At 61.6% G+C, this 13,852-nt stretch carries 13 protein-coding genes and 5 pseudogenes; 10 read left to right on the forward strand and 8 right to left on the reverse strand.

Annotated elements, in window-relative coordinates; genetic code table 11:
• Window positions 1-394: 394 nt before the first annotated feature.
• Window positions 395-550: pseudogene (gene rpmG, locus BF95_RS28475) on the forward strand (50S ribosomal protein L33); the annotation flags it as partial.
• A 199-nt stretch (window positions 551-749) separates the two neighbouring features.
• Here the strand turns inward: rpmG and BF95_RS22615 are convergent.
• Both BF95_RS22615 and BF95_RS22620 read right to left on the reverse strand, forming a co-directional pair.
• Complete coding sequence (locus BF95_RS22615) at window positions 750-2,594, reverse strand: PhoX family protein (protein WP_043154705.1); 1,845 nt, start codon at window positions 2,592-2,594, stop codon at window positions 750-752.
• A gap of 152 nt (window positions 2,595-2,746) precedes the next feature.
• On the reverse strand, window positions 2,747-3,109 hold the full coding sequence (locus BF95_RS22620; protein ID WP_200867045.1) for a response regulator: 363 nt from the start codon (window positions 3,107-3,109) through the stop codon (window positions 2,747-2,749).
• A gap of 75 nt (window positions 3,110-3,184) precedes the next feature.
• Here BF95_RS22620 and BF95_RS22625 point away from each other — a divergent pair, with 75 nt between their 5' ends.
• The 5 genes and pseudogenes from BF95_RS22625 to BF95_RS22645 all read left to right on the forward strand — a co-directional run bounded on the left by BF95_RS22625 (window position 3,185) and on the right by BF95_RS22645 (window position 6,414).
• Window positions 3,185-3,472, forward strand: a complete 288-nt coding sequence (locus BF95_RS22625; RefSeq protein WP_043154689.1) for a DUF3572 domain-containing protein — start codon at window positions 3,185-3,187, stop codon at window positions 3,470-3,472.
• Complete coding sequence (locus tag BF95_RS22630; protein WP_043154691.1) at window positions 3,469-4,125, forward strand: hypothetical protein; 657 nt, start codon at window positions 3,469-3,471, stop codon at window positions 4,123-4,125. Before BF95_RS22625 ends, BF95_RS22630 begins: the two co-directional genes overlap by 4 nt.
• Window positions 4,122-4,583, forward strand: coding sequence for a RidA family protein (locus tag BF95_RS22635; protein ID WP_043154692.1), 462 nt, complete (start codon window positions 4,122-4,124; stop codon window positions 4,581-4,583). Before BF95_RS22630 ends, BF95_RS22635 begins: the two co-directional genes overlap by 4 nt.
• Window positions 4,567-5,291 (forward strand): annotated as a pseudogene (locus BF95_RS22640) (glycerophosphodiester phosphodiesterase family protein). Before BF95_RS22635 ends, BF95_RS22640 begins: the two are co-directional and overlap by 17 nt.
• A complete protein-coding gene (locus BF95_RS22645; protein ID WP_043154695.1) occupies window positions 5,284-6,414 on the forward strand; it encodes a GNAT family N-acetyltransferase in 1,131 nt (376 codons plus the stop codon). Before BF95_RS22640 ends, BF95_RS22645 begins: the two are co-directional and overlap by 8 nt.
• A gap of 3 nt (window positions 6,415-6,417) precedes the next feature.
• Here the strand turns inward: BF95_RS22645 and BF95_RS22650 are convergent, their stop codons facing one another.
• Together BF95_RS22650 and BF95_RS27975 are read right to left on the reverse strand one after the other, a co-directional pair.
• The gene (locus BF95_RS22650) at window positions 6,418-6,714 is read right to left on the reverse strand and encodes a sel1 repeat family protein (RefSeq protein WP_043154696.1); all 297 of its coding nucleotides are present in this window, start codon (window positions 6,712-6,714) and stop codon (window positions 6,418-6,420) included.
• Window positions 6,715-6,737: 23 nt separating this feature from the next.
• Window positions 6,738-6,911 (reverse strand): hypothetical protein, encoded by a 174-nt coding sequence (locus BF95_RS27975; RefSeq protein ID WP_161774395.1) that lies wholly within the window; start codon window positions 6,909-6,911, stop codon window positions 6,738-6,740.
• Between the two features lie 29 nt (window positions 6,912-6,940).
• On the opposite strand from BF95_RS27975, the pseudogene BF95_RS22655 reads away from it, so the two are divergent.
• Window positions 6,941-8,214, forward strand: a pseudogene (locus tag BF95_RS22655) (multidrug effflux MFS transporter).
• A gap of 53 nt (window positions 8,215-8,267) precedes the next feature.
• Here the strand turns inward: BF95_RS22655 and BF95_RS22660 are convergent.
• Window positions 8,268-9,847, reverse strand: a pseudogene (locus BF95_RS22660) (amino acid permease).
• 149 nt (window positions 9,848-9,996) lie between these two features.
• Here BF95_RS22660 and pgeF point away from each other — a divergent pair.
• Entirely contained in the window at window positions 9,997-10,845 is an 849-nt protein-coding gene (gene pgeF / locus BF95_RS22665) for a peptidoglycan editing factor PgeF (protein ID WP_081764271.1), read from the forward strand.
• On the opposite strand, the gene BF95_RS22670 is transcribed toward pgeF, so the two are convergent.
• Both BF95_RS22670 and tnpC read right to left on the reverse strand, forming a co-directional pair.
• Window positions 10,812-10,970, reverse strand: a complete 159-nt coding sequence (locus BF95_RS22670) for a hypothetical protein (RefSeq protein WP_235209952.1) — start codon at window positions 10,968-10,970, stop codon at window positions 10,812-10,814. The genes pgeF and BF95_RS22670 overlap by 34 nt on opposite strands.
• 103 nt (window positions 10,971-11,073) lie before the next feature.
• Window positions 11,074-11,709, reverse strand: a pseudogene (gene tnpC / locus BF95_RS22675) (IS66 family transposase); the annotation flags it as partial.
• A 267-nt stretch (window positions 11,710-11,976) separates the two neighbouring features.
• Here tnpC and BF95_RS22680 point away from each other — a divergent pair.
• The gene (locus BF95_RS22680) at window positions 11,977-12,792 is read left to right on the forward strand and encodes a hypothetical protein (protein WP_043154700.1); all 816 of its coding nucleotides are present in this window, start codon (window positions 11,977-11,979) and stop codon (window positions 12,790-12,792) included.
• Entirely contained in the window at window positions 12,789-13,226 is a 438-nt protein-coding gene (locus tag BF95_RS22685) for a hypothetical protein (RefSeq protein WP_043154702.1), read from the forward strand. The genes BF95_RS22680 and BF95_RS22685 overlap by 4 nt, the downstream gene beginning before the upstream one ends.
• A gap of 405 nt (window positions 13,227-13,631) precedes the next feature.
• Here the strand turns inward: BF95_RS22685 and BF95_RS22690 are convergent.
• The coding region (locus BF95_RS22690; protein WP_043154717.1) for a transposase domain-containing protein at window positions 13,632-13,852 on the reverse strand (221 nt) is incomplete at its 5' end.

Here is a 13,852-nt window from a genome sequence, read left to right on the forward strand (position 1 = left end):
GCGTCCCTGCCAGTCCCTCCACCTCGTCGAGTTGAAAAGCACGGGCGATATGCCGGATCTGGTCGACTTCGTCATGCAGCCGCACGACGGACACATGGCCCCGCTCGCTTGCAATCCCATCGACCCGGCGCATCAGGTCTGCCAATATGGCCAGCATCGGATCATGTCGCATGGGAAGTCTTCCCTATCTTCTTGCCCCAGTGATGATCATGCGCGCATGGGGTTAAAGCCACGTAAAAAAAAAAACTGGTGCGGCAGCGCCTACCGATGCTGCCCCAGCCTTGACATCAACCCGAATCTGCCCCAAGGGCGGGCGCTGAAACGGGGTAGCCCTCCTCGATACGCTTGGGGGGACGCTTTTTCTTTTACATGATTCGACCAGGGATTTTGGGCCATGGCCAAGCCAGCAACTGTCAAAGATTCGCCTCGTCAGCACCGCTGACACCGGCTTCTTCTACGTCAACCAAGAAAGAATCCGCGCACCAAGACCGAGAAGTTCAGCTTCAAACAAAATATGACCCCCGTCGTGCGCAAGCATGTCGAGTTCAAAGGAAAGCCAAAGAATCAAAGTAAAGCCGCTGCGGGCTTTTCGTCCGCACGCCTGATCGGTTTTCGCCACAGCAAAAGGCCCGTCCCTATTCAGGAACGGGCCTTTTTGCTGTTGGGTTTCGTGGGCGGGTAGTGGGGACGCAACTGGTACGTCCCCGAGCCCCAAGCCCCTCCCCCGAACGGAAGGGGCTTGTTCGATTTTAGTTGCCCACCGGCTTGGCGTCGGTGCGACGCACCACGATGGTCGAGGAACGTGGCCGCTCACCGGCAACTGGCCAGTTGCCAGTCGGATGCTGAATGTTCACGAAGAAGGTCTTGAGGTCCGGCGTATAGGCAAGGCCGGTGATTTCGCAACCGGTGGGACCAACCAGGAAGCGAGTCGATTTCTTCGTCGTCTGATCGACATAATACATCGCATTGTTACCGAACACCGATGTGGTGGAGCTGCTGGTGCTGGCGTCGGTCTGCACCCACAAGCGACCCTTGGGATCGATCCGCAGGCCGTCCGGGCTGGAGAAGGGATCGCCGTTGATATCGCCCTTCAGATTGGCGTCGGCCAGGGTCGGGCTGCCCGCCAGCAGGAAGATTTCCCACGTGAATTTCATGGCGAGCGGCGAATTGCCCTCTTCCTTGAACTTGATGATGTGGCCGTGGCGATTGGTCGCGCGCGGATTGGCCGCATCAGTGGTAACGCGGCTGCCGTTGTTGGTCAGCGTGACGAAGACGGCGCTGTTGTCGGGCGCAACCGTGATCCATTCGGGACGGTCCATGATCGTCCCGCCTGCGACGCGCGCGGCCGACTGACAGTTGACCAGCACCTGCGCCTGATTGACGAAATTGACGGTCGATGGTGCCGGGGGGGTTGCAAACTGGCTGACATTGCCAGGGTCGGAAGCACCCACGACCAAGCCGTTCTGGCCCCACACCAGCGCGCGCCATTCGCCCGTACCATCGGCGTTGAAACGCGCGACATAGAGCGTGCCATTGTCCAGCAGGTCGATATTGGCTGCCCGGTTGGCGGTGGAAAAAGCGCGGTCGGGGATGAATTTATAGATGCAGCCCGGCGTCGTATCGTCGCCCATATAGATGGCAACGCGGCTGTCGCTATTGGCCATATAGGCCGTATTTTCGTGGCTGAAGCGGCCAAGCGCGGTGCGCTTGGTCGGGGCCGCCAATTCCTGATACGGGTCGATTTCGACCACCCAGCCATAGTCATTTTCAGGCTGGGTCGGGTCGAGATAATTGTCGGTGGTTTCTTCGCAGGTGAGGTAGGTGCCCCAAGGGGTGCGACCCGATGCGCAATTGTTCAGCATGCCCTTGACCGAACCGGACAGCAGACCCGCAGCGGGGCCGCCGACGCGGTAGAGATCATTGCCGGTGTAGCGCTTGTTGAAGCGCGAGCCTGCCTTGACCGACCATTTGCCATCGCCGCCCTTGGTGATTTCAACCACGGAAATGCCCACGGCCGACAGAGCGAGCGCCTTCTGGTCCGCGGTTGCGGTGGCGGCATTATAGCTGCCGCCCATCAGGATGTTGAAGTCGGGATATTCATGGTTCAACGCCAGCAGGCCGCCCGTATTGGCGTCCGTGCCCGACAGTTCGAAATATTCCATGCCGTCATGGTTGCCGCCAGCCCATTTTTCGGCATCGGCAGGGGTGGGGAAGCTACCCGAATAGGGGGTGCCGGTTTCCACCGAATCGCCAGCCTTCAGCAGAACATCGACCGTGTAGCCCGTAGGCACGGTGACGGTGTCGTTCTGGTTGGCGGCGACACCCGCAAAGGTGATGGCGTAGCTGTCGGTCGGGGCAGGCGTCGGGGTAGGCGTGGGCGTCGGGGTTGGGCTGGCCACATCATCGTCATCATCGCCACAGGCCGCCAGCGTACCCAGCAATGGCAGGATCGACAGACCCATCAGACCGTTTTTGAGGATCGTGCGGCGGGCCGGATTGGCGGCGACGATCGCCTCCAGGCTGTTATCGCCCATGGCGATGGTCGGTTGCGCGTCGCGGAAAGCCGCGCGCGCTTCGTCGGTCAGATGAGACATTAGGACATTACCCCCGTGCTGTGACAGGCTGTCGGCCGACGGCCGCGCCATTGCATGACGGAGTTGGCAGAGAAGGATGACGTGTCGGGGGCGGGGTGATGTAGTAGTGATGAAAATTGTACGACAAAATAATGACGAAATGGAATAGGCGCTTATACCAACGCGCTAACCTGCCCTATGAAGCGCAGCACCGAGATGGGTTTGGACACATAGGCTTGTGCCCCGGCGGCGCGAATCCGGTCCTCATCCCCCTTCCCGGCATAGGCCGTGACCGCCATGATCGGCACCGCCGACAGCTGCGCATCGCCTTTGAGCGAAATAATGAGATCCAGGCCGCTGACATGGGGCAAGTGGATGTCGGTGATGACAAGGTCGGGCAGAAAGGCCTGCGCCTGCGCCAGCACGTCCCGCCCGTCGCGCAGCGCCAATACCTCATAACCATGCGCACGGAGGAGGTCGCAAAAAAGTTTGAGATTGAGTTCGTTGTCCTCGACAACGAGCACGCGCTTTGCCACCAGTCACCCACGATTTCTACAAATCACCCCAAGGCCAGCACGTCGACAACGCCGCTGCCCCGCAGAGACATGACCATGCGACCCGACCGACCGAATGGCAAGCAGGATAGCGTTGAGAATGCAATGACGCTGGCGCTGATGGCGCTGGGCTGGACGCTGGCCGAGGAGTCGCGCGCGGACCGGTTGCTCGCGCTGACCGGCATGGATGTCGAGACGCTGCGCGCCGGGGTCGGCGACCCTGCGGTCATGGGTGCCATCCTCGCCTTTCTGGCCAATCATGAGCCGGACCTGATCGCCTGTGCACAGGCGATCGACACCACACCCGCCGCGCTGATCGCGGCGCAGGAGATATTGACCCGATGACCCGCCCCCTGATCATCACCGATTGCGACGAAGTGCTGCTGCATATGGTCGTGCCACTGCGCGCATGGCTGGAGGAGACGCATGCCGTCGATTTCGACATGCGCGAACGGGGCTTTGCCGAAGCGCTGCGCCACAAGGATAGTGGCCTGGTGCTGGAGCGCGAGCATGTGTGGGAGTTGCTGATCGCCTTTTTCGACACCGAAATGCACCGGCAATCGCCGATCGCGGGCGCGGTCGAGGCGTTGGGTCGATTGGCACAGGTCGCCGACATCGAAGTGCTGACCAATATCGGCGAGCGCCACCACGTACAGCGAGTCGCCCAACTGGCCGCCTATGGATTGGACATGCCGGTCCATTGGAATAATGGGCCAAAGGGCCGCCCGTTGGCCCGCATCGTGGCGGAGCGGGCGCCCAGCGTCGCAGTATTCATCGACGATTTGGCCGAACATCACGAATCGGTCGCACGCCATGCCCCCAACGTCTGGCGGCTGCACATGGTCGGTGAGCCGGAGATCGCCGCCGACGTACCGAACGTCCCCCATGCCCATGCGCGGATCGACAATTGGGTCGCGGCCGAAGCCTGGATCATGGACCGGTTGGCCCAGGGGCCAGCCCCTATTCCCCTTATCCCCACTGATGGAGCCTTATCATGAGCATCGACGCCCGCCTTGCCGAACTCGGCATCACCCTGCCCCAGGCCGCCACCCCGGTCGCCGCCTATGTGTCGAGCGTGGAAGCAGACGGCATGCTGCATATTTCCGGGCAGATCTCGCTGGCACCCGACGGCCTGATGACCGGACGCCTGGGTGACGATCGCGACCTCGACTATGGCGTCGCCGCCGCGCGTATCTGTGGCCTCAACCTGATCGCCCAGATGAAGGCGGCGCTCGGCAGCCTCGACCGGGTCGAGCGGGTCGTGAAGCTGGGCGCGTTCATCAGCAGCGCGCCATCCTTTACCGACCAGCCCAAGGTCGCCAATGGCGCGTCCGAACTGATGGTCGATGTGTTCGGCGACGCGGGCAAGCATGCGCGCAGTGCGGTCGGCGTGCCGGTGCTGCCGCTGGGCGCGGTCGTGGAAATCGACGCGATCGTCCTTGTCCGGGCGGCCTGATCGGCTGTCCTGGCTGACGGCCCGCCCCTTTGCCCATCGTGGGTTGCATGGGGCGGGCATCAGCGAAAATGGCATGGCCGCGTTTGACGCCGCCATCGCCGCCGGGTGCGGCATAGAATGCGATGTGCGGGCGAGCCGCGATGGCATCGCCTTATCTTTCATGATGCGATGCTGGCGCGGATGACCGGCGTGACCGGCAGTCTGGGCGAGCGTGATGCGGCCGATCTGGATGGATTGGCCTTGCCTGATGGCGGCACCATCCCCCGATTGGCCGCACTGCTGGAGCGATGCGGTGGCGCCGTGCCGCTACTGGTCGAGATCAAGGCGCGGGGACGCGCCGTTATGCCGGTCTGCACGGTCGTTGCCCGCGATCTGGCTGCTTGGCGCGGTGCGCCGGTGGCGATCATGTCCTTCAATCCCTTGGTCCTGCACTGGTTCGGGCAGAGGTCGCCGCAGATGGTGCGCGGGTTGGTTGTCACGCAGCAGCGCAAGGGAGCGATGCGCGGCATGATCGCCCGTGCCCTTGCACTTTGGTTGGGGAAACCCGACTTTCTGGCCTGTGATATTCGTGACCTGCCTTCCCCCTTTGCTACCCGCGCCCGCGCAAAAGGGCGGCCCGTGCTGACCTGGACGGTGCGCAGCGAGGACGAGCGCGCCCGCGCGGCGGTCCATGCCGACCAGATCATCTTCGAGAAGCCCCATGACTGAGTGGGTGGCGCGCATCGCCGCAGGGGTCGCCGAATTGCCGCGCGACCAGTGGGATGCCTGTGCCGGATCAGCCAATCCCTTCGTCAGCTGGGATTTCCTGACCGCGCTGGAACGATCGGGCAGCGTTGGGGAAGGGACCGGCTGGCAGCCCTTGCCGCTGGTGATCGATGGACCCGACGGGCGGATCGCCGCCGCCGTGCCAGCCTATGGAAAAAGCCATAGCCAAGGCGAATATGTGTTCGACCATGGCTGGGCCGATGCGTGGGAACGGGCGGGTGGACGCTATTATCCCAAGATCCAGATCGCCGCGCCTTTTTCTCCCGTACCCGGCCCTCGGTTGCTCCTGCGCGATGACGCCTTTGCCCCGGCGCTGATTGCGGGGATCGAGACGCTGGTGGAGCGCAACAGCCTGTCGTCGGCGCATGCGACCTTTGTGAAGGCCGATCAAGTGCCGCTGTTCGAAGCGGCAGGCTGGTTGATTCGCGAAGACAGTCAGTTTCACTGGACCAACCGCGGCTATGGCGATTTCGGCGATTTCCTGGCCGACCTGTCGAGCGAGAAGCGCAAGAATATCCGCAAGGAGCGGGCACGGGCAGTCGCGGGGCTGGAGATCGTCCACCTGACCGGCGGTGCGCTCACCGAAGCCCATTGGGATATATTCTGGGATTTCTATCAGGATACCGGCGCGCGCAAATGGGGGACGCCCTACCTCACGCGATCCTTCTTCTCACTGCTCAGCGAGACGATGGCGGACAAGGTGCTGCTGGTGCTGGCCTTACGCGAGGGACGGGCGATTGCGGGCGCGCTCAACCTGATCGGGGGCGATGCGCTGTACGGCCGCTATTGGGGGTGCAGCGAGGATGTCGCCAACCTGCATTTCGAACTATGCTATTATCAGGCGATCGACATCGCCATAGCGCGTGGCCTCAAGCGCGTGGAGGCGGGCGCGCAGGGCGGGCACAAGCTGGCACGGGGCTATGCGCCGGAACCCACATGGTCCGCCCATCATATCCCCAATCCCGGTTTTCGCCGGGCGGTCGCGGACTTCCTGGCCGCCGAGCGGGCGGGCGTGCAGCAGGACCGCCAATGGCTGGCAGAGCGGACGCCGTTCAGAAAAGGGTAGCGGTCAGGCGACGCCCATCTGCGTCGTGACCATCCAGGCGCGGGCCTGGCGCTGGGCCTCGGCAATCTGGCGGGCGGTCATTTCCTCGGCGATCTCCGCGCGCATCGATTGGCCTTCCTCGCTACCGCGCAAGGCGGCCAGGTTGAACCATTTATGCGCTTCGACAAGATCGACCGGCATGCCGCCCGTGCCACAGCTATAGGCGACGCCCAGATCGAAACAGCTCTCCGCCGATCCGCCTGTCGTGTGCGACAGGCGACTTTCCATCAGAAACTGCGCGCTCTTGCTACTATTGCCCATGATCCCTGTTCCCTTTGCCCCGGCTAATTCAACGGATCGACCCTATATTCTTCACTGCGGGCAGGTTGGACCAGCAGCGGATAAAAAATGGTTAACAAGAAAAGCGCTTCTTCGCGCGAATGCGCCGAAGATGAGCGCGCAATAGCGTTAACGCCGAAGGCATCGGGCCGCGGGAAGGGACAGATAAAGGCTGGCATCACTGGGGCTTCATCCCCATAGCCGTCCCATGGCCCAATCTCCTCCCCAGCCCGCAACACCGAGCGAAAAGCAGATCGGTTTCCGCGAGTTCGTCCTGCTATGTGCCTGTCTGATGGCGATGAATGCGCTGTCGACCGACCCCATGCTGCCCGCTCTGCCTGCCATCAGCCTCGACCTGGCGATCCCCCATCCAATGACCGGCAGTTGATCATCAGCCTCTATTTTCTGGGGCTGGGGCTTGGATCTCTATTGTTCGGCGTCCTGTCCGATCGATTCGGGCGCAAGACCGTGTTGGGCTGGTCGATGGCGCTGTTCATTCTGGCCTCGATTGCCTGTGCGATCGCGCCGAGCTTTGCCATGCTGCTGGTCGGGCGCACCTGCGCTGGGTTTTTTGCCGGCGCGAGCCGAGTCGTTACCGTCGGAATCGTGCGCGATCGGTTCCGCGGCGATTCGATGGCGCGGGTCATGTCGCTGATCTTCGCGGTGTTCATGCTGATCCCGGTGATGGCCCCCAGTTTTGGGCAATTGATCCTGTGGATCGCGCCATGGCGCTGGATCTTCTGGGCGCTGGCGATTCAGGCGAGCTTGATCCTGCTGTGGATGCTGGTCCGCATGCCCGAAACGCTGCACCCCGATAACCGGATGCGGATCACGCCGCGCACGCTGTTGACCACGGTCGGCATGGTGATGCGGACGCGCAGTTCGATCGGCTATATGCTGGCGAGCGGCGTGGTGATGGGCGGGCTCATCGGCTTCATCCTGTCGGTCCAGCAGATATTCTTCGACATTTTCGATGCGCAGGGCTTTTTCCCGATCGGTTTCGCGCTGATCGCCGGATCGATGGGGGTGGGCAGCCTGATCAACAGTCGGCTCGTGTCGCGCTTTGGCGCGCGGCGGCTCAGCCAGGGCGCGCTCATCATCTTCGTGCTGATCGCACTGGTCCATAGTGCCGTCATCCTGATGGGGCGCGAAACGCTCGTCACCTTCATGCTGCTTCAGGCGATGACGATGATGACCGTGGCTTTCACCGCGTCCAATTTCAGCGCGATCTCAATGGAGCCCTTTTCCAAGGGCGCGGGCATCGCCTCTTCCTTTCAGGCCTTTCTCACCACCGCCCTGTCGAGCGCGCTGGGGACGATCGTGGGACAGGCATTCAACGGCACGACGCTTCCGCTGACTTTGGGCATGCTGGTATTTGGTGCGCTGTCGTTTCTGATCGTGGTGTGGGCAGAACGCGGCAAGATGTTCACCCGCCCCAATCATAGCGGCTTGCGTGATGTGGAGTTCAAGACGCTGCATTGAATGGCCGTGAGGCGCCGAAAAAAGGGGCGGTTTCCCGCCCCTTTTTGTGTCGATCAAGCGTCCTGCCCGCCCGGCGTGTGCGCACCGGGCATCGGCGGCACGGGCTGGGGCGGGATGCCCGCATCATGCTCCGGCACGTCCACCACACCGCGTCCGACATGGCTGCGGCTGCGGCTGTAGGCGAAATAGACGATCAGGCCGAGGGTCGCCCAACCGACGAACATCAGCTTGGTTTCGACGCCCAGGCTCCAGAACAGATACATGCAGCCCGCGATCGCGATAGGCGCGGTGAACATGATCGCCGGAGTGCGGAACGGGCGCACGCGATTGGGGTCCGTCCGCCGCAACATCATCACAGCGATCGATACCGCAGCAAAGGCGAAGAGCGTGCCGGAATTGGAGATGTCCGCCAATATGCCGACGGGGAAGAAGGCTGCGAACAGCGCGACGAAGATGCCGGTCATGATGGTGATCACATAGGGCGTCTTGTAGGTGGGATGAACCTTCGAGAATAGCGCCGGCAAAAGACCATCACGGCTCATGACGAAGAAGATGCGGGTCTGACCGAACATCATCATCAGGATGACCGATGGCAAAGCCAGGCCAGCAGCCAGACCAAGCAAGTTGCCGATCTGTGGCCAGCCGATTTCACGCAAGGTCCAGGCCAGCGCTTCCTTTGAACAGGTGACGGCATCCGTACCCGCTGCGGCAAGCGCCGCGCATTGCTGCGACAAAGCCGTCGATCCAGGCGCGAGCGCGATGCCGCCCTGGGCGATTGGAATGCCGGCTTCGGTGACGGGCTGGGCGCCCACGGTGCCGATGACGCCGGCCGCAACGAGCATGTAGAAGATGGTGCAGATGGCCAGCGACCCGATCAGGCCTATCGGCATGTTGCGCTGCGGATTCTTGGTTTCCTCCGCGGCGGTAGAAACGGCATCGAAGCGACATAGGCGAAGAAGATAGAGGCCGCAGCCGCCGATATGCCGGAGAAGCCGAGCGGGGCGAACGGCGTGAATTTTTCCATGTTCATGACTGGCAGGGCGAGGACGATGAACAGGGTAAGCGCTGCAACCTTGATCAGCACCAGCACGGCATTGACCGACGCACTTTCCTTGGTGCCGATAACCAAAAGCCAGGTGACAAGGCCCGCGATCAGCATGGCGGGCAGATTGACCATCCCGCCATCAAATGGTCCACGCGTCAGGAGATCGGGAATATCCATCGAAAATGTATGTTCGATCAGGCCGACCACATAGCCGGACCAGCCGACCGATACCGCGCCCGCAGCAACGGCATATTCGAGGATCAAGGCCCAGCCCACCATCCAGGCGATGAGTTCGCCCATCACGGCGTAGCTATAAGTATAGGCCGAGCCGGAGACGGGCACCATTGCCGCCATTTCGGCATAGCAGAGCGCGGCGACGGCGCAGACGAAACCCGCGATGACGAAGCTGAGCATCATGCCCGGGCCCGCCTTTTGCGCAGCTTCGGCCGTCAGCACGAAAATGCCGGTGCCGATGACGGCGCCGATGCCCAACATGGTCAACTGGAACGCGCCCAGCGACCGATGCAGCGATTTCTTCTCAGCCGTCGCCAATATGGCGTCGAGAGACTTTACCCGCCCGAATATCATCAATGGAACCCTTTTATCGCTATCTTGCCTGGGCAGCCGGTGGTCCCGCCCCCCTTTGCTCTGGTAGGGGAGACTATCGCCTAAATCGCACCGCGCAAGTATGTTGCGTGGCGATGACATGAATGTGGGTGAGCATTGAGGAAATGAACGTGGTTGAATTGGTGAGAGCCCAGAGTCTTGCGCGTGTTCCGCATGGTTTTGCCGAGCGGCGCGGGGGCGTTTCGACCGGGCTCTATGCGGGACTGAACGTGGGCTTGGGATCGGATGACGACCCCGGCGCGGTGCGAAGGAATCGCGATCTGGTGCGGGATGCGGTTCTGCCCGGATCGACGCTGGTGACAGTGCATCAGATTCATTCGCCTGACGTGGTGACGGTTTGGGCTGCGATTGCCGACGAGGCACGGCCTGCAGCAGATGCGTTGGTGACCGATCGACCGGGGCTATTGCTGGGGATATTGACGGCAGATTGCGTGCCGGTGCTGTTCGCCGACCTGGATGCGGGCGTTGTCGGCGCTGCCCATGCGGGATGGAAAGGCGCGATTGGCCGGGTGACCGATCGGACAATCGCCGCGATGGAGGCGTTGGGCGCACGCCGGGATGCTATCTTGTGCGCGATCGGGCCGTGCATCGGGCGGGCGTCCTATGAGGTAACCGATGCCTTTGCGTTGCGGTTCGAAGAGGAAGACGGCGCGAACGAGCGTTTCTTTTTTGAAGGGCGGCCTGGCCATCGCCAGTTTGACATAGCCGCTTATGTCGCGGGGCGGGTGGCGGGGGCGGGTGTTGGTCGGGTCGAACTGCTCGACGAGGATACGTACAGCCAGCCCGACCGCTTTTTCAGTTATCGGCGGTCATGTCATCTTGGCGAGGCGGATTATGGCCGTCAGCTATCGGTGATTGGTTTGGGGTTGTGTATGCATCCGGTGAGGACCGCAGCTACTGACGGTTCGCTGCAGGATTTGGCATCTTACTTGCCGAGGAAGGCCTCGACGCCTTCTTGAGCGAGCACATCGCGGAATGCAGCATCGGTATCGCGGTCGGTGGGGAATAGATTGTCCCAGACCGTCGAGGTGCCGTGCTCGTTGACGACCTCGAGGGACCAACCGCCCTCGGTGGCGAGCCGCACGATGTTGATGGTCAGCCGTACGCCCGCCTGTTCGATGGACCGGCAGAGAGAGGATTCAATCAGTTCGGGTTGCGGGCCAATTCCATGCCGTGATGCTATGAGATCACGGCTCCAGCTTCAACGCTGTTGGTTTCCAATTCCATGGGAGTAGATCGCCAAGCCGATTAGCCGGATGACCGGCGATGCGGGCGAGGACGTCAGCGAGCCAAGCCTGGGGATCGACGTCGTTGAGGCGACAGCTCTGAATGAGTGAAAACATGATGGCGRCGCGCTGACCGCCGCGATCGGAGCCGAAAAATAGCCATGCTTTCCGCCCGAGTGGCACACAGCGCAGCGCCCGTTCCGCTGCGTTGTTCGTGAGGCATACCCTCCCATCGATGAGGAAGCGGGTGAAGGCGTCCCAGCGCCGGAGCATATAGTTGATGGCCTTGGCGAGATCATGGTTACGCGACAGCTTGGCGAGTTGGGCGTTCAACCAGTCGTGCAGTTCGGCGATCAGCGGCGCGCTCAACTCCTGACGGGCGGCAAGCCGCTCCGCTGGTGTCTTGCCGTTGATACCGCGCTCAACGTCGAACAGGGCGTCCAGCTTCTGCACCGCCTCCAGCGCAATCGGATAGATGGGACTGGCTCGCTCGCCGCGGCTCTTCTTGCGCGCTGCGCCCTCGACGTCGGCGAGTTCGAAGAACTTCCTGCGTGCATGGGCAAAGCATCCTGCCTCCAGGATGAGACCAGGCTGGCGATAGCTGCCGTGGGCGCGCGTCGCCTACCGACACAAAGCCGGTACCGTCATGAACGTTCGGTTCTGACGGAAGCTGTCAATTTGGTCTGGTAGAGCCGATGTTCATCTACGCGCCTTCATTTAACCCACTCGGGCTTCCAGACGCCCTTCCCAAAAACATGCGGTTCGAGAACGTTTTTGCCTCAGTAAATTTAAAAGTCTGGGGCGGGAAAATCTAAAGCGGTATTCTTGACCTGACTGCCATTCACGGCCAGTTTCGCGGGACTGATGACCACCGTCCGCGACAAACAGATCGAACTATCAAGGCGTCTTCGCCAACAGCTCGGAGGTGATTTCATCGTCGTGCCTGCGCCAGACCATCCGTTCGTCATGCGATCGGTCGACGTTCTGGTCGGAGGGCGTTCAGGTCTCACCGCCTTCATAATGGCGTCGGCCGAGGAGCGTCGGAGGCCGGAATTGCTGGCCAGTCGGATCACGCTGAACAAGGTTGCACTCCCTCCCGAAACCGGCTTCGTCTTTGTCGAGGACGCCGTAGACCTCGACTTAGGGATAGGCGCTAGGTTTGTCGAAACGCTGAGCTTAAAAGAGCGGTCGTTCCTCAGGGATGCTGTGACAATCGTCGAACGATCCACGCAGGCGCCACAGAAACACAGCACGGAGAAGATACGTCAGATCTCACAAGCCCGCTTCGCCTCCACCTACCGTATCGCGCGTCTGGTGAACGCCAAGCGATCCGGTCACGACGCGGAGCGAGCACTGTCACGGCGGGGCGCCAACCTCTCGTTCGATTCTGTGCGATCAGTCCCAAGCGCCTTCGCCAGCCGCCCGATATCAACGCGCTCGCTAATCGGACTGACGGTCCGCGGCACGGATCGATGGTATGACGAGACTGCCGACCAGCCCATCCCGACAGGGGCGACGGCCGGACTTGTTGTTGCGCCTGGGTACCCGCGCCCACGAAACGATCCGGACAAGGCACTTCGCGCGGCGGCATTTGCGGGATGGATCATTGCACCGGACTCGTCGGTCCGCTCTCCCGAGGAACTGGCCGAGTTAGCGTTGCGCTTCACGAGGGCCCGGTGAGCAAGAGCGCCCGTCACAAGCTCATGCAGGCGCTCTTGCGCGGCTCAACGCACTACGGCACGGACGTGCGGCTTAATCACGTCGAGGACGAGCTATCGGAACTTGGCAGCGTCGATCGCGCAAAGCCGGTCAGGCGACAACGCCTGCTCAAAGTCATCCATGCCGCCCGGGCGATCGACACAACACTAGGCGTGATCCTTGACTCCAATGGTCTGGTTCCACAGCACGGCATCGGAAATCGGCTCGCTCAGCTCAAGTCGCTTCCGCCGGCCACCCGCGGATACATGGATCATCCCACCATGGTCTCTTACCGGTCGTCCGTCGCATCGGTCCGCAACAAGTATGCCCACACCGCTGGTGCGTTTCCGACTGCCACCCACGAGGTCGACAGCTTCGTCTCCGAAGTTCATGCCTGCATGGCGCTCATACTATAGATTCGAGGTTGTGGTCGCATCCAAGCAGCCGGTTGCAGACTGGTTGCTTTTGGACGGCAGATTCGAAAGCGGACGCTCGTTTGACAGTGCGATGATGGCTCTCACGCATAACGCCTGCCAACGCCATTCAAACGCAGCAGGCACGATTATAAAGGCATTCTCACGGCCTCCGATATCGTGCTCCAAATGATAGTTTGATCAAGGCTGGAGCTTCGATCCAACATGAGCGCGACTGCTACCGCCCATCCGCAGTCCCGACTTAGCCAAGTCTGGCATTCGATAAGTATGTTGGTTGGCAGGTACGCATCCGGTGTGGACCGCAGGCGCGCAGCATTTTTGAGGTAAGACCTCATAGGAGTATCGCTACCGATATTCCTGTGAGATCGGGTTTACGCTGCTGGCAAATCAGGCCGCCTGAGCGGTATCGATCTTTTCGCGCAGGTGTTTCCAGGTCCATGGCAGCAACTCATGGAGGCGGTTCTGGGATATGTCAGCGATCCGCGTGAGCACGTCGGTTAGCCAGACGAGGGGATCGACATCGTTGAGTTTGCAAGTGGCGATGAGGGTGTACATCATTGCGGCGCGCTCACCGCCACGGTCAGAACCGACGAACAACCAAGCTTTTC

Origin of the sequence: Sphingobium sp. Ant17, from assembly GCF_000588875.1 — a bacterium.
Taxonomy (GTDB): domain Bacteria; phylum Pseudomonadota; class Alphaproteobacteria; order Sphingomonadales; family Sphingomonadaceae; genus Sphingobium.

What these genes read in the sequence shown, in the direction of transcription:
- BF95_RS22680 (WP_043154700.1), top strand. Translation starts at nt 11,977, where the DNA reads ATGACCACCGTCCGCGACAAACAGATCGAACTATCAAGGCGTCTTCGC.
- BF95_RS27975 (WP_161774395.1), bottom strand. Translation starts at nt 6,911, where the DNA reads ATGCCAGCCTTTATCTGTCCCTTCCCGCGGCCCGATGCCTTCGGCGTT.
- BF95_RS22625 (WP_043154689.1), top strand. Translation starts at nt 3,185, where the DNA reads ATGCGACCCGACCGACCGAATGGCAAGCAGGATAGCGTTGAGAATGCA.
- BF95_RS22615 (WP_043154705.1), bottom strand. Translation starts at nt 2,594, where the DNA reads ATGTCTCATCTGACCGACGAAGCGCGCGCGGCTTTCCGCGACGCGCAA.
- BF95_RS22650 (WP_043154696.1), bottom strand. Translation starts at nt 6,714, where the DNA reads ATGGGCAATAGTAGCAAGAGCGCGCAGTTTCTGATGGAAAGTCGCCTG.
- BF95_RS22635 (WP_043154692.1), top strand. Translation starts at nt 4,122, where the DNA reads ATGAGCATCGACGCCCGCCTTGCCGAACTCGGCATCACCCTGCCCCAG.
- BF95_RS22630 (WP_043154691.1), top strand. Translation starts at nt 3,469, where the DNA reads ATGACCCGCCCCCTGATCATCACCGATTGCGACGAAGTGCTGCTGCAT.
- BF95_RS22645 (WP_043154695.1), top strand. Translation starts at nt 5,284, where the DNA reads ATGACTGAGTGGGTGGCGCGCATCGCCGCAGGGGTCGCCGAATTGCCG.